Source organism: Limimaricola sp., assembly GCF_016125575.1.
Classification (GTDB): domain Bacteria; phylum Pseudomonadota; class Alphaproteobacteria; order Rhodobacterales; family Rhodobacteraceae; genus WGLM01.
On the sequence record NZ_WGLM01000004.1, the window covers coordinates 326011 to 348849 of the forward strand.

Sequence of the window (22839 nt, forward strand, 5' to 3'; positions counted from 1 at the left end):
GGCCCGTCATGTGCCGACGCGCAGCGTGCGGTCGTGGTCCTTCGGCGGGGCAAGGGTAGCGGTATCGCTACGCAACGGGCGGAAGGCCACCACGGTGCCGCCTCCGGTCAGGCCGGCAAAGCGGTATTCCACCTGTCGTCCATCGGTCAGACAAAGGGTGCCGTCGTGTCCCTCCTGAGGGCGCATTGCGCCGAGAACGTCTTGCAGGCCGGACCAAAGCGGGCTGGGCGCGCAGCGATCCTGCCAAAGTCGCGCCTGTCCCTGAAGGTCCGTCTCATCCAGAGACTCGTCTTCGTCCAGGTACCACAATTGCCCGTAGGCAGCGTTGCGCAAGATCAGCGTTCCCAAGGGCGAGAAGACAGCCACCGCCTCGGTCATGAAATCGAGGGCGGACCGCTCTATCTCGATTTCGGCCCGGAACCGGCGTGTCAAAGAGACCTCGGCCGTGATGTCCTCGAACAGAAAGGCCAGCGCGCCATCGGGGTGGGGGCGCCCTGTCACACTGAAAGTCTGACCGTTGGGCAGATTCCAGGTTTCGCAATAGCTGCCCTGTTGCGCTTCAGCTTCCAGCGCGCTGACGGCCTCGCGCCATGTTGCGTAATCCTTGGGCTCGGGCAGCATCCGTGCCTCGCGCAGCCGGTCAAGGACCATCTGGATCGAGGGACGGGAGCTGAGAAAACTTGCCGGCAATCCAGTCAGCTCGACCAATGCCGGGTTGAAGGTCATCAACCTTTGCCCGCGGTCAAAAATCGCCAAGCCGACAGAAAGCTGGGCAAAGGTCTGGGCCATTGTCTGGACGTAGCCGCGCTGGGTGATCTCGGCGCGGGCAATCGCGGTGACGTCGATTCCGAAATGCACACTGTGCATGCCCCGTCGCAGCGACGTGATGTCATAGACTAGCGGTTCGCGTTCGTCGGGCAGGTGAAGTGAGGCGCGCATTACCTGCCGCCCCCGATCCTCCACCGGAATGGGCAAACCTTTGAAGAGGGTCTTGGGCGGCCATGCCGGACTGCTGTCGGACGATCGCACATCACAGCTGTCCGCGAGGTCGAGGTAGGCCTGATTGGCCCATGTGACGATGCCTGCCGGATCCTGCTTCCAGATCAGCTGCGGGGAGTCGGTGGAGAGGCCCCGCAGGGTTTCCAGCTCGTCCTCCATCGCGGCCAGCGTGATGCGATCGATGACAGGCGCCATGTCGGTCGCCTCGCCCTCACGCAGGCGCAAACGTGCAAACCCGTCCCAGAACTCGGCATCAAGCGACGGCCCCCCCAAGATCGGCGCGGTCAACACCATCTGTCCCGCGCCGGCAAGCGAAGACAGTTTCGCAGCGATGTCCGGAAAATGGTGGGAGAATACCGATAGGAATACGTCCCAGTCGGTCTGCCGGCCCGTCTTGCGCGGCAACAGCGCCCGGGCCGCTGGCGTGGCATCGACAAGATCTGTGTCGTCAAACAGAAATACGATCGAGTCCTCGGCCTCGCGCATCAACATGCGCGCAGTCTGCCGCCCGCGTCCTTGCCAGAGTGCCAGCAGAGCAAGGACAAAAGAGGTGCCGATGGTGGCGACAGCCGTTACGAACAGCAATTCGAAGATGTTCTGTTCCGGCATGAATGCGCAATTCCCTTCGTCCGCCGCGGGCCAAGGTCGCGTCTTTTGGTTAATTGATGGTTAAGCGGAGCCGATCAGGCAAAGGGGCGGTTCTGGCCTAGGGCTGCCGACTCCTCGGCGGGCGGAACCTCGATACGTGCGCGCGGCCATGAGACGAGCACGACCGCACCGCCCGTCTTGCCCGACAACAGCTGCGCGCCGCCGTTTGAAAAGGTCAGCGTGGCGCCCGACCGTTCCAGCAGCGTCTTGGCAATGAACAGGCCCAGCCCCATCCCCTCGTATCCCGGCCGCCGGGCGCGGTCCTCGCCATCGCGGCGCCGCCGCACGAACGGATCACCGATTCGCCCGATGACGGAGGGGGGAAACCCCGGCCCGTCATCAGCGATCCGCAGGCTGATCGTTCGGTCGGTCCAGATGGTGCCAAGCTCGACGGTGGCATCGGCGAAGTCCACCGCGTTCTGGATCAGGTTACGCAACCCATGAATGATTTCTGGCCGCCGGTTGATGACCGGTTCGCGTCCATCCCCTTGGGCGATCGTCATGCGCACGTCCTTGCCGCGTGACAGGTGCGGGTCGGCCGCCTCGCGGATCACGGTCTGCAACGGCGCGCGGCGCAGGTGCAGGTCGTCCTTGCCGGCCCGGCCCATCGACAAAAGAATGTCGCGGCAGCGGTCGGCCTGTTCGCGGATCAACATCAGGTCGTCGTGCAGGTCGGCGCTGTCCGTGCTGTCGGCCAGCAACTCGCCACTGACCAGCTTGATGGTCGCCAGCGGCGTGCCCAGTTCGTGCGCCGCGGCGGCGATGACACCGCCAAGATCTGTCAACTTCTGCTCGCGCGCCAGCGCCATCTGGGTAGCCAGAAGCGCTTCGTCCATGTCCTGCATTTCGCTGGTGATTATGCGTGCATAGACACTGAGAAACACCGCCCCGATCATCAGCGCCACCCAGAACCCCACCTGCAGCAGCACCGGCAGGGCCAGCTCCTTGCCATCGATCAGCAGCGGCAGGTGGTTTTGCAACAGGCCCGAGATCAGGATGATCGCAACGGACCCCAGAAGGACCGTGCTGCGCAGGTGCAACACGGTGGCGGCGATGGTAACCGGCGTCAGGATCAGCACCGAGAAGGGGTTGTTCAGGCCGCCGGTCAGGAACAGCAGCAGTCCCAGTTGCAACAGGTCGAACATCAGCATCAAGAGCGCCTCACGCTCTGACAGGCGCTTGTTGCCGGGATAAACGAAGAGGGAAAACACATTGGCGACGACAGACATCGCGATCACGCCGATCGCCGGAAGCACCGGCATATCCAGCCCGATCAGCACATGACCCGCCGCCAGTGCGGCCATCTGGCCCGCGATTGCGACCCAGCGGATCGCTACAAGCGTACGCAAGCGCACCCAGTTGCCGCGCGGCAGGTCGCGCAGGTCGTCGATGTCGGTGGGTGCCATGGCGGGGTGACCTTGCATCTGGTGTCCGATCATTGTTATTTCGCGCAACCCCGCCGATCAATGATCGTGCCTCGCCCGGACCTCGTGCCATGAACCCTCGCCTGATCGTTGCGGTTGCCGCGCTTTCGCTTTCGGCGGTTCTTGCCGGAACCGCGGCCTGGGTCAGTTTTCATGGCAAGGGTGATGCCTTTGCCTCCTGTGGCGCCAGCCAGGTTGCCGGGTCTGCCATCGGTGGGCATTTCACCTTGGTGGACCAGACCGGCGCGACGGTGACGGATGCGGATATCATCAAGCAACCGACGCTGGTATATTTCGGATATACCTTCTGCCCTGATGTCTGCCCGCTCGACAATGCGCGCAACGCCGAGGTCGTCGCGGCGTTGGACAAGAGAGGCATCGACGTCACGCCCGTTTTCATCTCGGTCGATCCCAAACGTGACACGCCCGAGGTGATGGCCGCCTATGTCGAGAATTTCAGCCCGAAGATGATCGGTCTGACAGGGTCGGCCGCGCAGGTGGCCGATGCGGCGCGCGCCTATCACGTCTATTACAAGGCGCATGACGAGACTGATCCGAACTATTATGCTGTGGATCACAGCGCGTTTACTTACCTAATGCTGCCCGGTCACGGATTTGCCGATTTCTTCACCCGGGACGATACCGCCGCCCAGATCGAGGAACGGGTGGCGTGCGACATCGCCGCGGTGTCGTGAATTGACCTCTGCAGGGCCGCGCCTAGCTGTGCCCCATGATTGACACGAAGGGCGAACGTATGGAGATCGAGCTGACCGAGATCGGCGCCGACAAGAGCCTGCTTCTTGTTGACGATGACGAAGCCTTCCTGCGCCGGCTTGCCAAGGCGATGGAAAAGCGGGGTTTCGAGGTGGAAGTGGCCGAGTCTGTCACCGCCGGGCGTGCGATTGCCACGGCGCGTCCGCCGGCCTACGCAGTGATTGACCTGCGGCTGGAGGATGGTAACGGCCTCGACGTGGTCGAGGCGCTGCGCGAAAAACGCCCGGAAAGCCGTATCGTCGTGCTGACAGGCTATGGCGCGATCGCCACGGCGGTGGCCGCGGTCAAGATCGGCGCGACCGATTACCTGTCCAAGCCTGCCGACGCCAATGACATCACCAATGCGCTGCTGGGCGCTGGCGATACGCTGCCGCCGCCCCCGGAAAACCCGATGAGCGCCGACCGCGTCCGCTGGGAACATATCCAGCGCGTCTACGAACAATGCGACCGCAATGTGAGCGAAACCGCGCGGCGCCTGTCGATGCACCGGCGCACACTGCAGCGCATCCTAGCCAAACGCAGCCCGCGTTAGGCCAGTTTTGCCATCAGCGCGGCGTGGCGGCGGGTGTAATCGTCGCGCACCTCGCGCGGCGGGCGCAGGCGGATTTGCAGCTTTTCGGCCAATGCAGGGTCTGGTTTGCCAAAGAAGCGGTCGGCCTCGGCACGGGTGAACCCGGCGATCTGGGTCGCCTCCAGCCAGGCGCTGATCTTGTCGGCTGACTTGATCTGCCGCTTGATCGTTGCCGGGATCTGCGCGGGCAGGCCAAAGCGGATATGCACCGCCGCCGCCAGCCGTTCGTCCAGCGCGCCGTAAGACGGGCCGACCGCCGCCTTCACCGGGCTGATCATGTCGCCGATCACGTATTCGGGCGCGTCATGCAGCAGCGCGGCCAGCCGCCACTTTGCCGGCGCGGCGGGGTGGCGTAGTCCAAAGATCTCTTCCACCAGCAGCGAATGCTCGGCCACCGAATAGGCAAAATCACCCCGCGTCTGGCCGTTCCAGCGCGCCACGAAGGCCAGGCCATGCGCGATATCCTCAACCTCGATATCCATCGGCGTCGGGTCCAGCAGGTCCAGCCGCCGTCCCGAAAGCATGCGTTGCCAGGCGCGAGGCTGTTTCATGGCGCTTCCTTTCGTCGTCGCGACCCTAGGGGACCAGCCCCGCCATTGTCGAGAATGCCCCCCGGTGCTATCTGATCGACCGACTGAAAGTTCAAGGAGAACGGCGCCATGCCGAAGGATTACATCGTCAAGGACATCGAGCTGGCCGCGTTCGGGCGCAAGGAGCTGGACATCGCCGAAACTGAAATGCCGGGCCTGATGGCCCTGCGCGAGGAATACGGCGCCAAGCAGCCCCTGAAAGGCGCAAAAATCGCGGGATCGTTGCACATGACGATCCAGACCGCCGTGCTGATCGAAACGCTCAAGGCGCTGGGCGCCGACGTGCGCTGGGCCTCTTGCAACATCTTCTCGACGCAGGACCATGCCGCGGCCGCCATCGCTGCAGGCGGCACGCCGGTTTTCGCCATCAAAGGTGAATCGCTGGAAGACTATTGGTCCTATACCGACAAGATCTTTCAGTTCGGGGGCGAGGGCGGCACCTGCAACATGATCCTCGACGACGGCGGCGATGCCACGATGTACGTCCTGCTTGGCGCCCGCGTCGAAGAGGGTGAAAAAGACCTGATCGAAGTTCCGACAAGCGAAGAAGAGGTCTGCCTTTTCAACCAGATCAAGAAGCGCCTTGCGGCCACACCCGGCTGGTTCGTGCGCCAGCGTGCGGCGATCCGCGGCGTGTCCGAGGAGACGACGACAGGCGTGCACAGGCTCTATGACCTGCACAAGAAGGGCCAGCTGCACTTCCCGGCGATCAACGTGAACGACAGCGTCACCAAGTCGAAGTTCGACAACAAATATGGCTGCAAGGAATCGCTGGTTGACGGTATCCGCCGCGCCACCGACACGATGATGGCCGGCAAGGTGGCCGTCGTCTGTGGCTATGGCGACGTGGGCAAGGGCTCGGCGGCCAGCCTGCGCGGCGCCGGCGCCCGCGTGAAGGTGACCGAGGTCGACCCGATCTGCGCGCTGCAGGCCGCCATGGATGGCTACGAGGTGACGCTGCTGGAAGACGAGGTGAAGACCGCCGACATCTTTATCACCACCACCGGCAACAAGGATGTCATCCGCATCGAGCATATCCGCGAGATGAAGGACATGGCGATCGTCGGAAACATCGGCCACTTCGACAACGAGATCCAGGTTGCCGCGCTGAAGAACCACAAGTGGACCAATATCAAGGACCAGGTGGACATGATCGAGATGCCCTCGGGCAACCGTATCATCCTGCTGTCCGAAGGCCGCCTGCTGAACCTTGGCAACGCGACCGGCCATCCGTCCTTCGTGATGTCGGCCAGCTTTACCAACCAGGTGCTGGCGCAGATGGAGTTGTGGACCAAGGGCGATGAGTATAAGCCCGGCGTCTACATCCTGCCCAAGCACCTTGATGAAAAGGTCGCGCGCCTGCACCTAAAGCGGATCGGTGTAAAGCTGACCGAACTGCGAAAAGAGCAGGCCGACTACATCGGCGTGACGGTCGACGGGCCATTCAAGCCCGAGCATTACCGGTACTAATCCGTCGCTGGGGGCGGGGCAAAGCCTCGCCCCTTCCGGCACGGCCGTCGCGCCCGCGCATCCGCCGGCCTCCCGACAACACTCGGCGGCAGGTCAAGGACAAAACCACGAAAGACAGCACTGTCCGACCAGCCCGAAGGCTGCGAAAACGTCGTATTTGCTTGAAAAAGTGGTGCCGCTGAAGGGACTCGAACCCCCGACCCCATCATTACGAATGACGTGCTCTACCAGCTGAGCTACAGCGGCACTGTTCTGGTAGGCGCCCTCCTACGGCGCGGCCCATGCTTCGTCAAGCCCGCCCTGTCGGGTAGGCCGTCATGGCCGCTTTTCGTTGGCCTCATCAGGGTCTGGCGGAAGGACCTCGGTGGTGTTGGGGGCCGCGTCGTTTGGTGTTTCGGGCGCGTCGCCGGGGGCCGGGCCGCCGACGATCAGCGGCAGCATCTCTGCGCCCGCCGGCATGCTGACATCGGACTTCGGCGGCGCCGACCATGACAGCGTGTCAAAGCCGTGGCAGTTTGCGCAAACCGGCACCCAGGCGGGATGGATGTTGTGGCACTTGCCGCAGATCCATTGCGGCCCGCGCGGCGCGGTCAGCGCTTTTGTCAGCCAGCCGCGTACCACGGCATCATCGGCGCCCTGCCCACGCTCGACCGCCGCCATCAGGGTCAGGCTGCGCGCAGTCGGATCCTTTTCGACCAGATCGGCGATGGCGCGGCGCGCCTCGGGGAAATCCTCGGCCGCGATGTTCAATTCAGCCAGCAGCATCCGGGTTTCAGGATGATCGGGATTAATCTTGGTCAGCGCGCGGAACCGCTTCAGCCGGTCCTTGGGCGACTCGTCGGGCGCGATCTCGGCAAACGCGGCGGCGAGGTCGGGATGGGGCTGTGCTGTCCAGGCCTTTGCGAGGATACGCTGCGCAAAGCGGGTGTTGCCATCGGCAATATAGCTGCGCGCGGCCATAGTGGCGGCGGGTATCAGGTCTGGCGAAAGCTTGTTGGCCTCGATCGCCTGTTCGCGCTGCTCGATCGAGGCACCATCGGCCAGCACATCTTGTGCCTCTGACAATGCCAACACAGCGTCACGCCGCCGATGCACGTCCCGCGGCAAATATCCGGCCTTCAGCTTGGCAGCGAGCGTGGCGCGGGCGCCTTGCCAGTCGCCTTTCTCGGCCTGCAATTGTAGCAGGACATCCTGCGTGTCCTCGTGTTTCGGCTTCAGTTCCAGCGCCTTCTGGGCAAGCGCCAGCGCAGTGTCTTTCTCGCCTGCGTCAAGCCGCTGCTTCATCAGGCCACGGATACCGACGAAACGGGTCCTGTCATCTTCCAGCAGGCGCTTGTAGGTTTCCTCGGCCTTGGCCCTGTCTCCGACCAGTTCGGCGGCCTGCGCAGCCAGCAGTGTCGTCAGCTCAGGCTTTTCAAGGTAACGTTCGGCTTTGGTCGCCTTGGCCAGCGCCAGATGCCCTTCGCCAAGCGCAAGCGCCATCATGCCTTCCGACAGGGCCTGGTAACCCTTTCGCTCGCGGTTGCGGCTGAAATAGCGAGAAATCGCGGTTTCATCGCCATTGAGGAAGTTGAAAGTCGCAACCAGCAGGCCCAACAACTTCAGCCCGACCCAGACCAAAACGACCAGCGCCAGCAACCCGGCCACCACTTCCAATGGCGACAGACTCACCTCGATGCCCGCGAAGGTGATCGTTGCGCCCCCTTGCAGGTCTGAAAGGTGCACGGCGCCGTATGTCATCGCCGTTACGGCCGCCACGAAAGCAAGGATTTTGATCAGGGACCAGAGCATCGGCGTGCCTTCAGTTCGCGTTGAGGGAGGTTGCAATGGCGCCCGCGGCGGCCAATGCGGCGGCGCGTGCCTTTGCCTTGGTGGTCCAGTCGGCCAATGTCGCCTTGGCCACGTCGGGCAATGTGTCGATCTCGGCCAGCGCGTCGGTCAGGTGGCCGGCGCCAAGGTCGGCCTGTACGCGCGACAGCATGGAATCGGTGTCATTGCCCGGCTGCGGCGTTACCGAGCGGATGTTGAGCTGACTGCGCAGGAAGCTCATGAAGGCGCCGCCGCCCTCGCCGGAAACCCCCGCACGCCGGGCAGCGGCAAGCGCCTCGCGCGCCAGCGGCGGAAAGGCATCTTGCAGGCTGGCCAGCGTCGGCACGCCGCTATCGGCGACCGCGCTTAGCGCTTCGGGGATCGGCTGATCGATGGACTGACCAAGATCGGACAGAATGGCAGCGAAGGGCGTGCCGCTGTCGAGCGCGGCCTGCACCTGCGCCAGCGCCGCCTTGGCTGCCGCCTGTTTAGCGGCGGCGGCGGCGTCGGCCTGAACGGCGGCTGCCTGTTGCTGGGCCTGCTGTAATTGCGCCTGCGCGTTTGCTGCCACCTGTTCAAGGCTCGTCTTTTGCGCGGCAACTTCGTCTTTCAGCGCCTGAAGCTCTTTTTGGTAGGCGGCGACGGCGGCATCGGCAAAGGTGCCATCGCCCGCCGGGATCTTCTCCAGCGCCGCAACGCGGGCATCAAGCGCGTCAATCTTGCCCGAAATGTCCTGTTGCAGCGCATCGATCTGCCCGGAGGTGTCGCTGCCCAGAGTCTGCAACTTCTGTTCCAGCGGGCCAAGATCCGTGGGGGGCGGCAGTGCGGCAAGCTGATCGTTCAGCGCGGCGATATCTGCCTTCTGCGTTGCCACTTCGTCGGCCAATTGCCCAACGCGCGAGGTCAGGTCGGCCAGCCCTTGTTGCTGTCCCAGATAGGCCGCGCCAAAGCCGATGGCTCCGGCCAGAACTCCGCCCACCAAAAGAGGCACCACGCTGCCGCGTCTGGGCGGCGGCGGGGCACGGCTTTCGGTCCGCGGTGGCTCTGCGGCGGGCTGTGGCGCCGGTGGCTCCTCCGACAAAAGCGGTTCTGGCTCTGCCGCGTCGTCCGCGATCGTATCTTCGGGCGGGCTCTCGGATGTCCCGTCGGCCGAATCGTCTTTGGGCAGAGTGGCCGCGTCAGATTCTGCTGCGGTCTCAATCACAGGTTCGGATTGGGCGGGGGCGGCCACCGACGGAGTGTCCGGTGACGTCTCGGAAACATCCACCTCCGTTGCCGTCGCTTCGACGACTTCGTCAAGCGGTTCGGATGCCGAGGTGGCTGCCTCTTCGGCAGGTTTCGCAGCCTTGGCCCGTGCCCTTGTACGGCTGGTTGCAGGTGTCTTGACCACGTCTCACCTCGTTCATCCTGCGCAGCAAAGCCCGACTGGCCCGCAAGGGCCGAGGACCCGCGTGGCGCCCGATCGTCCGGAAAAGCCTAGACCGCTTGTCGCCCGGCCTCAAGCGATGCGCGCATCCCCCAGCAACTTGCGCCAAAGCGCCGCCGTTGCTGCTGCCATCGCAGGCGCATCGGGACGGGCGGCAATCGCGATTTCCACGTTGGGTATTGCCGCGGCCGCCGTGGCAACTGTTTGGCTGATTGCAACAAGATGAAGTGGCGCCTGACCGCCTTGCGCTGCGTCGGCCAAGGCCGCAGCGCCGCGTGCTGAAAAAAGCGGCACCAGAACAGGCATCGCACCGGCCATGGCCGCACGTGCCGCGCTGGTGAGTGGCTGTTGGACCTGCCGATAGACGATGACCTCGTCACAAGTCAGACCCGCTTCGCCCAGTTTGTCGGCCAGCGGCGCGGATACATCCTCGCCCCGCAAGTATAGCAGCCGTCCTTTCGGCGCCTCTTGAAGGATCATCTCTAGAAGTTTGGCCGCATCGCCATCGGCGGAGCGCGGGACCAGGCCTGCCTCGTTTGCCGCCTGTGCGGTACGCGCGCCAACGCAATAGGCCGGCAGGCCCGTCAAACCCAACGCGCCCGCCCGTCGTGCCGCATTTTCCGATGTGAGCACCAGTGCTGCAGGCGACGGGCCGGTCCATTTGGCCTCAAGGGGGGCGATGGCCGTCAAAGGTGAGATCAGGGCACTTGGTGCAGCCCCCAGTTCCGCGGTCACTTCGTCCAGAAACCGCTGTGCTGCTGGCTCTGGCCGAGTGATCAGAAGGATCGGCATGAACGGCCCTCGTCCGCTGTGGCATCGCAAGCAGCATTGTTTGCGGCCCACCGCGATGTTACCTGCCGGGACTACAGGCGCAACCGGGACCGCATGACCGACGACCGCATCATCCTCGGCATCGAAAGCAGCTGCGACGATACCGCTGCGGCGGTGGTGCGTGGCCGCCCCGGTGCGGCCAACGTCCTGTCCAGTGTCGTGATGGGGCAAGCCGAGTTGCACGCGGCCTTTGGCGGCGTTGTTCCCGAGATCGCCGCGCGCGCCCATGTCGAAAAGCTCGACATCGCCGTCGAACGCGCACTGACCGAGGCGGAAGTTGGCTTGAATGCGCTCGATGCTATCGCGGTGACGGCGGGACCGGGACTGATCGGGGGGGTCCTGTCGGGTGTGATGCTGGCCAAGGGTCTGGCGGCGGCGACGGGTCTGCCGTTGATCGGGGTGAACCACCTTGCAGGTCATGCGCTGACACCACGGCTGACGGCAGGGCTGGAATTTCCCTACCTGTTGCTGCTGGTCTCGGGCGGTCATTGCCAATTTCTCGTCGTGCATGGACCGACGGAGTTCAGCCGGATCGGCGGCACCATCGATGATGCGCCGGGCGAAGCGTTCGACAAGGCCGCGCGCCTGCTGGGCCTGCCGCAGCCCGGCGGCCCGTCGGTGGAGGCGACGGCGCGCGCGGGTGATCCCGGCCGTTTCACCCTGCCGCGCCCGCTGCTCGACAGGCCCGGATGCGACATGTCCTTCTCGGGGTTGAAGACGGCACTGCTGCGCGCGCGCGACAGCGTTGTTGCTGCGCAGGGCGGTCTGCATGCGGCCGATCAGGCCGATCTGGCCGCCGCGTTCCAGGCCGCCGTCACGGATATCCTGACCGAGAAATCGCGCCGCGCGCTGGATCATTACGCCGCGTTGGGCCCTGCCAGGCCTGCCTTTGCCGTCGCTGGCGGCGTGGCGGCAAACGGCCCGATCCGGGCCGCGTTGCAGGCACTCTGCGCACAAGGCGGGACGGAGTTTGTCGCGCCACCATTGGCCCTCTGCACCGATAACGGCGCGATGATCGCCTATGCCGGGCTGGAACGTGCCGCGCTGGGCCTTGCCGACGACATGACCTTGGCCGCGCGCCCGCGCTGGCCACTGGACGAAGCCAGCCCCGCAATGCTGGGTTCGGGACGAAAGGGGGCCAAGGCATGAGCATTGCGATCCTTGGTGCTGGCGCCTTCGGGACGGCGCTGGCGGTGGTGCTGGGCCGGGCCGGGCGCAATGTCACGCTTTGGGGGCGGGGGCCGCTGCCGACCGGCAGGGCCGTGGAACTGCCGCGCCTTCCCGGTGTGGAGCTTCCGCACAGCGTCACTGTCACCAACCGGATTTCCGACGTTGCAGGGTCGCAGACCGTATTGCTTGCCATGCCTGCGCAGGCCTTGCGCGGATTTCTGACAGAGCATGGCGCGGCGCTGCAGGCCCGCGCGATGGTGGCCTGTTGCAAGGGCCTCGACCTCAAGACGCTGGCCGGGCCGGTTGCCACCATTGCCGCAGCGCGACCCGACGTGGCGGCGGCGATCCTGACCGGGCCCAGCTTTGCCGGTGACATCGCGCGCGGCCTGCCCACCGCGCTGACGCTGGCCTGCGCAGACGAGGCCGCGGGGAAGGCCCTGCAAGAGGCCCTGTCCACGCCCACTCTGCGGCTTTACCGCACGACCGATACGCTGGGCGCTGAACTGGGCGGTGCGCTGAAAAATGTTGTCGCCATCGCGGCGGGGGCCTGCATCGGCGCGGGATTTGGCGAAAGCGCGCGGGCCGCGCTGATGACGCGCGGGTTTGCCGAGATGACCCGCGTCGCGCAGGCACTGGGCGCGCGCAACGAGACGCTTCATGGGCTGTCCGGTTTCGGTGACCTGACGCTAACCTGCACTTCGGCGCAGTCGCGCAACTATCGCTTCGGCCTTGCGCTGGGCGAGGGGCTGGCCTTTGCGTCGGGCCAGACGGTCGAGGGGGCCGCCACCGCGGCCGCAATCGCCACGCTTGCAAAGCAACGCGGGCTGGACCTTCCCATACACGGCATTGTCGCCCCGCTTGTCGCGGGCCAAATTACTGCGGCGCAGGCCATGCAACTTTTGCTGGCCCGCCCCCTGAAGGAGGAATGAAAGATGCACGTGGTCCTGATCGCCACTGACAAGCCCGATGCCCTGCAAGTCCGGCTCGACAACCGCGAGGCACACCTTGCCTACGTGGCCGAGACCGGGGTTGTCGAACTGGCCGGGCCGTTCATCGACGCCGAGGGGCGGATGACCGGCTCGATGATCCTGCTCGACGTGCCTGACATGGCTGCGGCACAGGCTTGGGCGGCGGATGATCCATACGCTCGCGCGGGCCTGTTCTCCGAAGTCACCTTGCGCACCTGGAAGAAGGTGATCGGCTGATGGCCTACTGGCTGTTCAAGTCTGAACCGGACGCATGGAACTGGGACCAACAGGTGGCCAAAGGCGAGGCCGGGGAAGAGTGGCACGGCGTGCGCAATTATCAGGCGCGCAACAACATGCGCGTGATGGTGGTGGGCGATCGCGGGTTCTTCTACCACTCACGGCAAGGACTGGAAGTGGTCGGGATCGTCGAGGTCTGCGCCGCCGCGCATCCCGATAGCACCACCGATGATCCACGCTGGGACTGTGTTGATATCCGGGCGGTTGCGCCCTTGCCTCGCCCCGTGACGCTGGACGCCATCAAGGCCGACCCGCGCCTGTCCGACATGGTTCTGGTCCGTAACTCACGCCTGTCTGTGCAACCTGTCACCGATGCGCAATGGCAGATCGTCTGTGCCTTGGGCGGGCTGGAGAAAGCTGGCTGAAAAAGAAAACGGGGGATCCGGACGATGCCGGATCCCCCATCTCACCCGCGCACTCCCACACGCGACATGAAATTCGGATCCTGGCCGTCCTGGCCGGTCATCTCGCAATAGGGCAAATGCCTGTTCCGAGGCAAAGCAATTGTCCAGACAATGCAAATCGAATTGCCAGAAACGAAAACGCCCGCGGAGGTACCGCGGGCGTTAGGACTGGAGCGTTTTACGACCGATCAGCTATAGACCGATTCCTTGCCGAAATGCTTGGTCAGCATGTAATAGATCACGGCGCGGTACTTGTTCCGCTCGGATTGACCGTAGGTCTTGATGACGGCGTGGATCGCGTCCATCAGCTCCGGACCGTCCTTGAGGCCCAGCTTCTTGATAAGAAAGCTGTTCTTGACGGTTTCGAGTTCTTCGGGCTGGCTGCCGGCGACGGTCGAGGCATCGGCATTGTAGATCGCCGGGCCACAGCCGATGGTCACCTTCGTCAGAAGGTCCATGTCGGGCGTCATGTTGCACTTGGTGCGCAGGTCGTCGGCATATTTCGCGATCAGGTCGTCTCTCTTGCCCATCGGGTCCTCCATTGTGATGGCGCTACCCGTCGCGGTCTTTTTCAAGACAGGAACGGGTCTGACAATGGGCGGAAGGCTAGACCGACCTTGGATAAATGCAAACGGAAATCCGTCCGGCGCGGCCCCATGAAACGCCTGCCCGCGATTGAAAACGCGGGCAGGCGCGGGATTATTCGGCGGCGTGCCGGGCCGGAAGGCCGCCACCCTTGCCCGATTCGAGCAAGTTGAGCCGGACACGCAGCTGGTCGATCTCGGACTTCGCCGTTTCGAGCGTCGCGGCCAAAGCTTCGGGTTCGGGCGCCTTGGGTTCTTCTTCCTTCTTGCCGACGATGCGGCCAAAGATCTTGCCCAGAAGCCAGGACAGGTCATCCATGATGATGAAGAACGAGGGCACCACAATCAGGCTGAGCACGGTCGAGACGATGATGCCGCCAATCACGGCAATCGCCATCGGCGCGCGGAACGATCCGCCCTCGCCCACCCCCAGTGCCGAGGGGAACATGCCCGCCGACATCGCGATCGAGGTCATCACGATGGGCCGCGCGCGTTTGCGTCCGGCCTCGACCATCGCGGCAAAGCGGTCCATCCCCTGTTTGCGCATCTCGACCGCGAAATCGACCAGAAGGATCGCGTTCTTGGTCACAATGCCCATCAGCATCAGGATGCCGATCAGCACCGGCATCGACAGCGCGTTGTTGGTCAGGATCAGGCCTGCCGCCACGCCGCCGATGGCGAGTGGCAACGAGAACAGGATCGTGAAGGGCTGAATGACCGAGCCGAACAGCAGGATCAGCACCGTCAACACCAGAAGCAGGCCCATGATCATCGCGTTGCCGAAGCTGGCGACCAGTTCCTGCTGCACCTCGGCATCGCCGGACGAGGCGATGTGAACGTCTGGCGGCAGCTTGACCTGGCTGGTCAACTCGTTGAAGCGCGCGGTTGCGGTGCCCAGCGCCACGCCGGGCGGCAGGTTGGCGCCAATGGTGGCCAGTCGCTCGCGGTTGAGGCGGTCGATGGTGCTCGGCCCTTGGGTGATGTTGATGTCGGCCACTGCGTTCAGCGGCACCGTTCCACCCGAGGCGGTATTGATCCGGATCGCACCCAGACGCGCCACGTCATCCTTGATCCCGTCGGTCAGCTTCACCCGGATCGGGATCAGCCGGTTGTCGAGCGAGACCTTGGCCAGCGCGGCGTCAAAATCGCCGATGGTGGCGACACGGATCGTCGTGGCCAGCGCCTGAGTCGTGATGCCAAGGCGGGCCATCTCATCCTTGCGCGGCACGATCTGCACCTCGGGACGGGGCAGCGCGCCCTCGGCCGCGACGTTGGCCAGCAACGGATCCCCCCGCAGCTTGGCCTCCAGCGCGGCGGCCGCAGCATTCAGATCGGCCTCGTTGTTCGACAGGATCGAGAACGAGATGTCACGCTGTCCACGGTCGTTGAGCTTTGACGCCCGCACGTCGGGGATCTCGGAGACGATCTTGAACACCTGCCCTTCGATCACGCTTTGCGGAATCGTCCGGCCCTGGGATTCCACCTTGGGTACCAGCGCGCCAATCAGTGGAATCTGCCGGCCAAGCGTCGAGAGCTTGTAGATCAGACGGTGATCCAGCTTCTCCAGCAGCACCGTCACCGTGGCACGGCGGATGTCCAGATCGCCGGTGGGCGAAGCACCACCAAGAACAAAGATGTTCTCGACCCCGGGCAGCTTGGCGATTTGCTGCTGCATCTGCTGCGTTGCACGGTCTGTATCGGCCAGCGTCGAGCCCGGCGGCAATTCAGCGCTGACCGAGATCCGGCTGACGTCATCGGGCGGAATGAAGCTGCCCGGCACCTTGCTGAGGAAGAAGAGCGAGACGATCAGCACGCCCACTGCCGCCAGCAGCGTGAGATAGCGGAACCGCATGGTTCCGCGCACAAGCCGCGAGTAGCTGCGCAGGATCAGGCCGTCCTTTTCGTGCTCCTCATGCGCATCTTTGGCGCGCATCAGGTAGGCGGCCATCATCGGCGTGATCAGGCGCGCGGTCAGCAGCGAGAAGATCACCGAGATGGCCACGGTCAGGCCGAACTGGCTGAAATACTGTCCCGGAATGCCCGGCATGAAGGACACCGGCACGAAAACCGCAACGATCGTTAGGGTCGTCGCGATGACCGCAAGGCCGATCTCGTCTGCCGCCTCGATTGCGGCCCGATAGGGTGTCTTGCCCATGCGTATGTGTCGCGAGATATTCTCGATCTCGACGATCGCGTCATCGACGAGGATACCGGTTGCCAGTGTCAGCGCGAGGAAGCTGACCAGGTTCAGCGAGAATCCCAGCAGGTCCATGATCCAGAACGTCGGGATCGCCGAAAGCGGCAGCGCCACCGCAGCGATCAACGTCGCACGCCAGTTGCGCAGGAACAGCAGCACCACGATGACGGCCAGCAGAGCGCCTTCCATCAGGGTATGCAGCGCGGCCTCGTAGTTGCCGTAGGTGTAATAGACCGTGTCGTCGACCGGGGTGATTTTCACCTCGGGATGCTGCGCGCGGATCGTGGTCAGCGTGGCGTTGACCTTTTCGGCGACGGATACCTCGCTTGCTCCCTTGGCGCGGAAAACGCCGAAGGTAACAACCTGATTTCCATTGAACCGCGAGAACGAGCGCAGTTCTTTGTAACTGTCGGTGACGGTGCCAAGGTCCGACAGCTTGACGAAGCGGCCCGAGGGCAAGCCAATCGTGGTGCTGGCAAGGCTCGCCACCGTGGAAGCGTCGCCGAGAATGCGGATGGCCTGTTCGCCCGAGGCGATCTGGCTACGCCCGGCCCCAAGGTTCGTGTTGGTCGCGCGAAGTTGAGCGCTGACAGCCGCGGCACTGATGCCAAAGCTATCAAGTTTTGCCGGGTCAAGCGCCACCGCGATCTCGCGGTCGGCGCCGCCGTAGCGGTCGATCCGGCCAATTCCGGACTGGCCCTGTAGCGCGCGCGTAACGGTATCGTCCACGAACCACGACAGTTGTTCGAGCGACATGTTGGGCGAAGAGACCGCGAACGTCATGATCGCCTGCCCTTCGACGTCAATCCGTGTCACAACCGGCGCATCGACATCGCCGGGCAGGGTACCGCGGATCCGGTCTATCGCATCCTTGACGTCTTGCACCGCCTTGTCGGTCGGGACTTCCATACGGAACTCGGCCACGGTCGTCGAAGAGCCGTCGGTGATCGTCGAATTGATGTTCTTGACGCCACTGATCCCGGCGATCGTATCCTCGATCTCCTTCGTGACTTGTGTCTCAAGCTCGGCTGGCGCGGCGCCGGCCTGCGTGACCGACACCGCGACCAGCGGCACATCGATGTTCGGGAATCGGGTGATCGGCAGGTTGTTGAAGGCCTGCCAGCCAAGGAACAGGAACATCACGAAGGCCAGGATTGGCGCAATCGGATTGCGGATGGACCATGCGGAGAAGTTCATATCGCTCTCCTAGTTCGAAACCGGGGCCGCAGCGGCGGCGGTATCGGGAACCGGGTTGATCATGTCGCCGTCCCGGACGAACGCAGCCGCGCGGGCAACGATGGTTGCGCCGGCCTTCAGCCCGTCGGTGATTTCCAGCATGCCCTGATCGCGAATCCCGGTCATGACGGGGGTGCGGTGAACCTGTCCGTTGTCATCCACGGCCAGAACGAACGTACCATCCGGGTCGGTCGTGACCGATGTCACCGGCACGACCACGGCATTCTCGTGCCGGGCGACGGTGATCCGCGCCTGCGCGAACAGGCCGTCACGCACGCTCGACGAATCGTCGATGGCGATACGGACTACGCCCAGGCGCGTCGTCGGGTCGATCTTTGGTTCAACCAGCCGGACATGGCCACTCAGCGGCTGTGCCGAACCAACCGGGCTGATTTCAGCGGCCTGGCCGTTGGCCAGTTTCACAACGTCCTGCTCTGCCACGTCGGCGCGCAGTTCCAGCAAGCCATCCTTGATGATGACGAACATCGGCGCCGCGGCGCCCGAGGCGATGGCGCCCACGGTCGCGTTGCGCTCGGAGATTACGCCGGCCACGGTGGCGATCACTTGCGTGCGGCGCAGTTGCAGATCGACATTGGCCATTTGAGCATCGTTGACGGCGAGCTGCGCCTTGGCGGCGGACAGCCCTTCCTTGGCCGAGGTCAGCTGGGCCAGCGCCGAATCGGCCGCGGCCTTGGCCTGATCGGCCGCAGCGGAAGAGGTGACACCCTGCTGCTGCAGCGTCGCGGTGCGGTCGCTGACGCGGACGGCCTGATCGGCGGCGGCTTGGGCTGCCACCATCGCGGCCTGCGCCTGTGCCACATTCGCCTCGGTCGCGGCGCGCGCTGCGTTCAGCTGGCTTTTCTGGAGGTTGAGCGCAGCGGTCGACAACCGGGCAAGCAGCTGGCCCACCTCGACATGATCGCCGACATCGGCCAGCAATTCCTCGATGGCCTGCCCTTCGATCTGCGGCTGGACCAGCACCTTTTCGACCGGGCCGATGGTGCCGGAGACAAAGATGTTGCCTTCGATCGTCGCGGTTCCCACGGTCGAGACCGAGATTGCCGGCCGCGTGTCAGCCGCGGATGCGCTGGCATTGCCAGCCGTATCGGTCGATGTGGAAGTGGTGGCCGTGCCTTCGGCAAGCGCGGCGGTCCCGAGCGTGCTGGCAAGGGCGAAGGAGACGGCAATAAGGGTCCTAGGCAACATGGGTCTGGCTTTCGGCATCATGGGCGCGGTCCTGTTGACCGGCGATTTCGGCAATAATTAGGTCGACAAGGCGCAAGGCAAGGCCGGTCACGGCGGTGCGATCTGCCTGCATGGGCGGAGCGGCCGCATCGCACGATTGCATTGCCGCGCCGCGCACCAGCAGGAAGATCATCGTCGCATGGGCCGAGAACTGCTCTTTTGCGGCCTCTGGCCCGATGCCGGCGATGACCGCGAAGGCCTGGATCAGGTAATCGGCAATCTTGGTTTCCATCCGGTCGTGGATCGCCTTGATCTCGGGCCGGCGTTGTGCGGCGGCCTCGATCTCGGCCCAAAGCGGCGCGGCCTTTGTGTCGTGAAAGCTTTCAAGGCTGCGCCGCAGTGTCTCGCGCAGCGCCTTACGCGGCGAGGACGATGTGACGATGGCGTGAAAATCGCTCTCGATGTCCAGCAGGTCCTGCTCGACGAAGGCTTCGACCAGCGCGTTCTTGGACGAGAAGTAACGGTAGAAGTTACCCGCACTCATCCCGGCGCCGCGGGCGAGGTCCTGCATGCTTGCCCCGTCAAAGCCCTTGTCGGCGAAGACGCCGCGCAAACGGTCAAGGATATCGCGCACCCTTGGGTGCTGCGCAGGCAAGTCTGTCTCGTGTTCGATCGTTGAGGTCATGGATTCGCGGGATGAGAATGAATGTTTGTTCTCATCTAGGCAGGCAACGCGAATATCAAGACGGTAACCGAAACTTTCTGAATTTCCCTGCACGCTGGGCACACGCAAAGGATGCAGCGTTGCGAATTTGCCCAATGCGTGGGCGGTAATGCAGGAAGAGACGGCAAATGGGGACTCAGGTCGGGGGTCTGGCCGGACGGGTGTGGCGGTTGTTCGGTCGATACCGGGCAGTCCATATGCGTCTGTCACGCCGCGGGCCCGGCGTGCGCGGCCCTGACAGGATCAGCCGCGTGACACTCCGCGGCGGGCGGGTGTGGGTTGAGGGTGCGACAGGGGCCACACGGGTCAGCGCTGCTGCCGGAATGGTGCTGCGCCGGCTTGATCTGCCGCCGGGCGACGTACCCGGTGCGCGCCGCTTCCAGTTCGACATTGACGATTCGCCGGGGCTTCTCAGCCTCGAATTTGAAGAGGATGGGGGCAATCGGCGGCGAATTGCGTTTGTTCCCTTCCCGGCATGGCGCAGATGGCTGGCGGCAATCGGCTGTTTTCCCGGTTTCACACTGGCTTGCCTGCGTGCCTTGCCCGCGGCGTGGCGCTGGGCGCGTTGGCAGGACGTCAGCGCACGGGCGCAAATGAAGCGCGTGATGGGGTTAAGCCGCCAATCGGTGCCGCTACTGGACACGGATGGCGGCTTGCCATCCGGGCCGGCCGCGCCCGACGCGTCTGCCGGAATCGCCGTCACCATCATCCTGCCCGTCTACGAGGCCTTTGGCGTTCTGTCCGAGGCGCTTGATCGCCTCCTCCGTCATACTGACCTTCCATGGCGGCTGATCCTTGTTGAGGATGCCTCACCCGATCCGCGGATCCGTCCGTTTCTGCGCCGATGGGTCGCCGCGAATGCCACCGCCGCGCTGGAGATTGTCCTGATCGAGAACCCGGTGAACCTTGGCTTTGTCGGTGCCGTGAATCGTGGGCTGGAAGCGGCGCGCCACCACCCGCATCCGGTCATTCTGCTGAACGCCGATACGCTTGTTCCGGCGGCCTGGGCCAGCCGCCTTGTCGCGCCGCTGGCCGATCCGGCCGTGGCCAGCGTGACGCCGTTGTCGAACGAGGCCGAGCTGATGACGGCGCCGGTGATCTGCAGGGGTCAGCCGCTGCGTCCGGGCGAGGGCGACCGCATTGATGCGCTGGTCGCGGCGGCGGGTCTTGCCCCGCGGGAGGTGCCGACAGGCGTCGGATTTTGCATGGCGCTGTCGCCGGCCTTCCTGCGCCGCTTGCCGCGGTTCGACCCCGCGTTCGGGCCCGGCTACGGCGAAGAGGTGGACTGGTGCCAGCGCGCCCGCCATATCGCCGGGCGGCACCTTGTCCAGCCCGCACTATTCGTCGAGCATCGTGGCGGCACCTCTTTTGGTGCGACGCAAAAGGCACGTCTTTGCACCAAGAACGGCGCACTGATCGACCGCCGCTACCCCGGTTACAACGCCCGTGTGCAAGGCTTTCTGCGGGACGACCCGCTGATCGGCGCGCGCATGGTTGCGGCGATGGCCTGGGCCGCGGTGAGGGCCGACGGGCCGGTGCCGATCTATCTTGGCCATGCTCTGGGCGGCGGGGCCGAGGATGATCTGGCCCGTCGTATCGGCGCGGACGTGACCCGGATCGGCGTGGCCGTGGTACTGCGTGTCGGGGGCCCTCATCGGTGGCAGATCGAAGTGCATACGCCCGCTGGCGTGACTGCGGCCGCTTGCGAGGATCGGGCACAGGTTCTCACGCTGCTGAGGCGGTTGCCGGCGCGCCGTGTCATCTACTCCTGCGGCGTCGGAGACCCTGATCCCATCGACCTGCCCGATTTTCTGATGCAGATCGGCGCGAACCAGACAATCGAAGTTCTGTTCCACGATTATCTTCCGCTCAGCCCGTCCTACACGCTGATCGGGTCTGATGGCCACTTCCGCGGTCTGCCCAAGTGCGGTTCGGCCGACCGGGCCCATCGCAGTCGCGGGCGCTGCGGGCGACAAGTGGACCTAGCAGAATGGCGGATAGCCTGGGGCCGGCTGATGCAACGGGCCGAACGTCTTGTCGTCTTTTCGCGGGCCAGTCATGCCCTTGTCGCCGCGGCTTTTCCGCAGGCGGCCGACAGGATTGTCGTGCAACCGCATCGCCCCGATCTTGGCCCGCTACGCCTTGTCGGGCCGCCACGCCACGGCCAACCGCCGGTGATCGGGGTCCTCGGGCGCATCGGGCCGCAAAAGGGCGCCGGGCTGTTGCCCGGGCTTGCCGCGGCGCTGAACCGGCGCGGCGCCCGGCTGGTCGTGGTCGGCGAGGTGGACCCGGCCATCCGCCTGCCGCGCGGTGTCCGGGTGACCGGCGCCTATGGTATGGCGGACATTCCCCGTCTTGTGCACCGCCACGGCATCGGCCTCTGGCTGATCCCGTCGGTCTGGCCCGAGACATTCTCTTTCACCACGCATGAGGCGATTGCCACTGGCCTGCCCGTCGCCTGCTTTGATCTTGGTGGGCAAGCCGAGGCCTTGAAGGCGAGCCTGGCGCACGGCGGACATGGAATTGTTCTGCCTTGGCACCAGGGGCCCGAAGGCCCCGACGCCTTGGCCGATGCCCTTTTGGCATGCCTTGCGGCGGCCGGAACGCGGGCCCTCGCGGCCTAGAATGACAGCAATTCGCGGTGATAGCGTCGCAACAGGATCAACCCGACCAGCCCTGTCGCCCCGCTGAAAAACAGGACGTAGCCGACGGACACATAGCTGCTGTCATAGCCGGGGTAAAAGCCGTGCCGCATCAGGCCCACGACATGCACGAGGGGATTGTACCACAGCACCGACTGGAAGCCGTCAGGCAGGTTTACAAACAGGAAAAAGACGCAGGACATCAGGAAAAGTGGACGTGTCAGAATTGACCAGCCACGTTGCCAGACGTTGAACCGGGTGAAGAGAAAAGCGTTGAGCAGGCCAACACCCAGCCCCACCAGCCCCGCAAGCATCAGCGACAACGCGATCACCGGCAGGTCTGGCGCGACATGATCGTCGTAGATCATCAGCAGTCCGCCGAAGACGATGTAGGCCACCATCGCCTCTGTCATCATGTTGAGCGCAAAGCGCGCAAGGATCGCGTCAAGGAAGGTGACGCGCGGAAAGCCAAGGAGCGGCCTGGAGAACATCAGCGCGTTCGACACCTTGCTTTGGATCGTTCCGTAAAGTGCAAAGGGCAGCATCCCGGTGGCGTAAAAGACCGGAAAACAGACGCCCAGCGGCGGCGCCTGAACCAGCGCCGAAAACACGACCGACATGATCGCGATGCCACCCACCGGTTCGAGAATGACCCAGACAGAGCCGCCGGGCGAACGGCCATAGGTCGTTGCCATCTCGCGCAGCATCAGCGCGAGGATCGTTCGCGCACTTGCCTTGCGCCGGGCCGCGTGCGGCAGAGCGGCCTGTGGCATGTCGGAGGAAGAACGCATCGCTAACCCCGTGCTGACGGTGGCTGCAGGCCGCGTTGCGCCTGCCTGCCGATGCCACGACGGCTATAATCATTTTCTAAAGATTCGGTATGTAGACGA

The 22839-nt window shown here is 64.4% G+C and carries 19 protein-coding genes and 1 tRNA gene; 8 read left to right on the forward strand and 12 right to left on the reverse strand.

The genetic code is table 11. The features are described 5' to 3' along the window. Nucleotides 1-6 precede the first annotated feature (6 nt). Both GC146_RS08510 and regB read right to left on the reverse strand, forming a co-directional pair. Entirely contained in the window at nt 7-1608 is a 1602-nt protein-coding gene (locus GC146_RS08510; protein ID WP_291837056.1) for a PAS-domain containing protein, read from the reverse strand. 74 nt (nt 1609-1682) lie between these two features. Then, a complete protein-coding gene (gene regB / locus GC146_RS08515; protein ID WP_291837058.1) occupies nt 1683-3053 on the reverse strand; it encodes a sensor histidine kinase RegB in 1371 nt (456 codons plus the stop codon). Between the two features lie 89 nt (nt 3054-3142). Between regB and GC146_RS08520 the strand changes: the two genes are divergently transcribed. Both GC146_RS08520 and GC146_RS08525 read left to right on the forward strand, forming a co-directional pair. Further along, nucleotides 3143-3766 (forward strand): SCO family protein, encoded by a 624-nt coding sequence (locus GC146_RS08520; protein WP_291837060.1) that lies wholly within the window; start codon nt 3143-3145, stop codon nt 3764-3766. Nucleotides 3767-3825: 59 nt separating this feature from the next. Beyond that, entirely contained in the window at nt 3826-4377 is a 552-nt protein-coding gene (locus tag GC146_RS08525) for an ActR/PrrA/RegA family redox response regulator transcription factor (protein WP_291838486.1), read from the forward strand. On the opposite strand, the gene GC146_RS08530 is transcribed toward GC146_RS08525, so the two are convergent. Further along, nucleotides 4374-4967 carry an HD family hydrolase gene (locus GC146_RS08530; protein ID WP_291837062.1) on the reverse strand — a complete coding sequence of 198 codons (594 nt, stop codon included), beginning with the start codon at nt 4965-4967 and terminating at the stop codon, nt 4374-4376. The two genes, GC146_RS08525 and GC146_RS08530, sit on opposite strands and share 4 nt — an antisense overlap. Before the next feature lie 108 nt (nt 4968-5075). Between GC146_RS08530 and ahcY the strand changes: the two genes are divergently transcribed. After that, the gene (gene ahcY / locus GC146_RS08535; RefSeq protein ID WP_291837063.1) at nt 5076-6476 is read left to right on the forward strand and encodes an adenosylhomocysteinase; all 1401 of its coding nucleotides are present in this window, start codon (nt 5076-5078) and stop codon (nt 6474-6476) included. A 170-nt stretch (nt 6477-6646) separates the two neighbouring features. Here the strand turns inward: ahcY and GC146_RS08540 are convergent. The 4 genes from GC146_RS08540 to GC146_RS08555 form a co-directional block, all read right to left on the reverse strand. Beyond that, nucleotides 6647-6722: transfer RNA gene (locus GC146_RS08540), tRNA-Thr, on the reverse strand. 69 nt (nt 6723-6791) lie between these two features. Beyond that, complete coding sequence (locus GC146_RS08545) at nt 6792-8267, reverse strand: heme biosynthesis HemY N-terminal domain-containing protein (RefSeq protein ID WP_291837065.1); 1476 nt, start codon at nt 8265-8267, stop codon at nt 6792-6794. A gap of 10 nt (nt 8268-8277) precedes the next feature. Next, nucleotides 8278-9279 carry a hypothetical protein gene (locus tag GC146_RS08550; protein ID WP_291837067.1) on the reverse strand — a complete coding sequence of 334 codons (1002 nt, stop codon included), beginning with the start codon at nt 9277-9279 and terminating at the stop codon, nt 8278-8280. Between the two features lie 504 nt (nt 9280-9783). Continuing rightward, entirely contained in the window at nt 9784-10503 is a 720-nt protein-coding gene (locus GC146_RS08555) for a uroporphyrinogen-III synthase (RefSeq protein WP_291837069.1), read from the reverse strand. A gap of 93 nt (nt 10504-10596) precedes the next feature. Here GC146_RS08555 and tsaD point away from each other — a divergent pair, with 93 nt between their 5' ends. Genes tsaD through GC146_RS08575 form a run of 4 tightly spaced genes read left to right on the forward strand, consistent with a single transcriptional unit; the run spans nt 10597 to nt 13342 of the window. After that, nucleotides 10597-11691 (forward strand): tRNA (adenosine(37)-N6)-threonylcarbamoyltransferase complex transferase subunit TsaD, encoded by a 1095-nt coding sequence (gene tsaD / locus GC146_RS08560; RefSeq protein ID WP_291837071.1) that lies wholly within the window; start codon nt 10597-10599, stop codon nt 11689-11691. Further along, nucleotides 11688-12641, forward strand: coding sequence for an NAD(P)H-dependent glycerol-3-phosphate dehydrogenase (locus GC146_RS08565; protein WP_291837073.1), 954 nt, complete (start codon nt 11688-11690; stop codon nt 12639-12641). Before tsaD ends, GC146_RS08565 begins: the two co-directional genes overlap by 4 nt. Before the next feature lie 3 nt (nt 12642-12644). Continuing rightward, nucleotides 12645-12917 carry a YciI family protein gene (locus GC146_RS08570; protein ID WP_291837074.1) on the forward strand — a complete coding sequence of 91 codons (273 nt, stop codon included), beginning with the start codon at nt 12645-12647 and terminating at the stop codon, nt 12915-12917. Continuing rightward, on the forward strand, nt 12917-13342 hold the full coding sequence (locus GC146_RS08575) for an EVE domain-containing protein (RefSeq protein ID WP_291837077.1): 426 nt from the start codon (nt 12917-12919) through the stop codon (nt 13340-13342). Before GC146_RS08570 ends, GC146_RS08575 begins: the two co-directional genes overlap by 1 nt. A gap of 227 nt (nt 13343-13569) precedes the next feature. Here GC146_RS08575 and GC146_RS08580 read toward each other — a convergent pair whose 3' ends face one another. The 4 genes from GC146_RS08580 to GC146_RS08595 all read right to left on the reverse strand — a co-directional run bounded on the left by GC146_RS08580 (nt 13570) and on the right by GC146_RS08595 (nt 19268). After that, nucleotides 13570-13911, reverse strand: coding sequence for a DUF2853 family protein (locus tag GC146_RS08580; RefSeq protein ID WP_291837078.1), 342 nt, complete (start codon nt 13909-13911; stop codon nt 13570-13572). 169 nt (nt 13912-14080) lie between these two features. Then, on the reverse strand, nt 14081-17359 hold the full coding sequence (locus GC146_RS08585; protein WP_291837080.1) for an efflux RND transporter permease subunit: 3279 nt from the start codon (nt 17357-17359) through the stop codon (nt 14081-14083). 9 nt (nt 17360-17368) lie between these two features. Beyond that, nucleotides 17369-18604 carry an efflux RND transporter periplasmic adaptor subunit gene (locus GC146_RS08590; protein ID WP_291837082.1) on the reverse strand — a complete coding sequence of 412 codons (1236 nt, stop codon included), beginning with the start codon at nt 18602-18604 and terminating at the stop codon, nt 17369-17371. Beyond that, entirely contained in the window at nt 18594-19268 is a 675-nt protein-coding gene (locus tag GC146_RS08595; RefSeq protein WP_291837084.1) for a TetR/AcrR family transcriptional regulator, read from the reverse strand. The genes GC146_RS08590 and GC146_RS08595 overlap by 11 nt, the downstream gene beginning before the upstream one ends. 290 nt (nt 19269-19558) lie before the next feature. Here GC146_RS08595 and GC146_RS08600 point away from each other — a divergent pair, with 290 nt between their 5' ends. Further along, nucleotides 19559-21931, forward strand: a complete 2373-nt coding sequence (locus GC146_RS08600) for a glycosyltransferase (protein WP_291837086.1) — start codon at nt 19559-19561, stop codon at nt 21929-21931. Here the strand turns inward: GC146_RS08600 and GC146_RS08605 are convergent. Continuing rightward, complete coding sequence (locus tag GC146_RS08605; protein WP_291837088.1) at nt 21928-22740, reverse strand: ABC transporter permease; 813 nt, start codon at nt 22738-22740, stop codon at nt 21928-21930. The genes GC146_RS08600 and GC146_RS08605 overlap by 4 nt on opposite strands. Nucleotides 22741-22839: the final 99 nt, after the last annotated feature.

What these genes read in the sequence shown, in the direction of transcription:
- GC146_RS08585 (WP_291837080.1), bottom strand. Translation starts at nt 17,359, where the DNA reads ATGAACTTCTCCGCATGGTCCATCCGCAATCCGATTGCGCCAATCCTG.
- tsaD (WP_291837071.1), top strand. Translation starts at nt 10,597, where the DNA reads ATGACCGACGACCGCATCATCCTCGGCATCGAAAGCAGCTGCGACGAT.
- GC146_RS08575 (WP_291837077.1), top strand. Translation starts at nt 12,917, where the DNA reads ATGGCCTACTGGCTGTTCAAGTCTGAACCGGACGCATGGAACTGGGAC.
- GC146_RS08530 (WP_291837062.1), bottom strand. Translation starts at nt 4,967, where the DNA reads ATGAAACAGCCTCGCGCCTGGCAACGCATGCTTTCGGGACGGCGGCTG.
- GC146_RS08520 (WP_291837060.1), top strand. Translation starts at nt 3,143, where the DNA reads ATGAACCCTCGCCTGATCGTTGCGGTTGCCGCGCTTTCGCTTTCGGCG.
- GC146_RS08590 (WP_291837082.1), bottom strand. Translation starts at nt 18,604, where the DNA reads ATGTTGCCTAGGACCCTTATTGCCGTCTCCTTCGCCCTTGCCAGCACG.
- GC146_RS08510 (WP_291837056.1), bottom strand. Translation starts at nt 1,608, where the DNA reads ATGCCGGAACAGAACATCTTCGAATTGCTGTTCGTAACGGCTGTCGCC.
- GC146_RS08565 (WP_291837073.1), top strand. Translation starts at nt 11,688, where the DNA reads ATGAGCATTGCGATCCTTGGTGCTGGCGCCTTCGGGACGGCGCTGGCG.
- GC146_RS08545 (WP_291837065.1), bottom strand. Translation starts at nt 8,267, where the DNA reads ATGCTCTGGTCCCTGATCAAAATCCTTGCTTTCGTGGCGGCCGTAACG.
- GC146_RS08595 (WP_291837084.1), bottom strand. Translation starts at nt 19,268, where the DNA reads ATGACCTCAACGATCGAACACGAGACAGACTTGCCTGCGCAGCACCCA.
- GC146_RS08570 (WP_291837074.1), top strand. Translation starts at nt 12,645, where the DNA reads ATGCACGTGGTCCTGATCGCCACTGACAAGCCCGATGCCCTGCAAGTC.
- GC146_RS08605 (WP_291837088.1), bottom strand. Translation starts at nt 22,740, where the DNA reads ATGCGTTCTTCCTCCGACATGCCACAGGCCGCTCTGCCGCACGCGGCC.
- regB (WP_291837058.1), bottom strand. Translation starts at nt 3,053, where the DNA reads ATGGCACCCACCGACATCGACGACCTGCGCGACCTGCCGCGCGGCAAC.
- GC146_RS08555 (WP_291837069.1), bottom strand. Translation starts at nt 10,503, where the DNA reads ATGCCGATCCTTCTGATCACTCGGCCAGAGCCAGCAGCACAGCGGTTT.
- GC146_RS08525 (WP_291838486.1), top strand. Translation starts at nt 3,826, where the DNA reads ATGGAGATCGAGCTGACCGAGATCGGCGCCGACAAGAGCCTGCTTCTT.
- GC146_RS08580 (WP_291837078.1), bottom strand. Translation starts at nt 13,911, where the DNA reads ATGGGCAAGAGAGACGACCTGATCGCGAAATATGCCGACGACCTGCGC.
- ahcY (WP_291837063.1), top strand. Translation starts at nt 5,076, where the DNA reads ATGCCGAAGGATTACATCGTCAAGGACATCGAGCTGGCCGCGTTCGGG.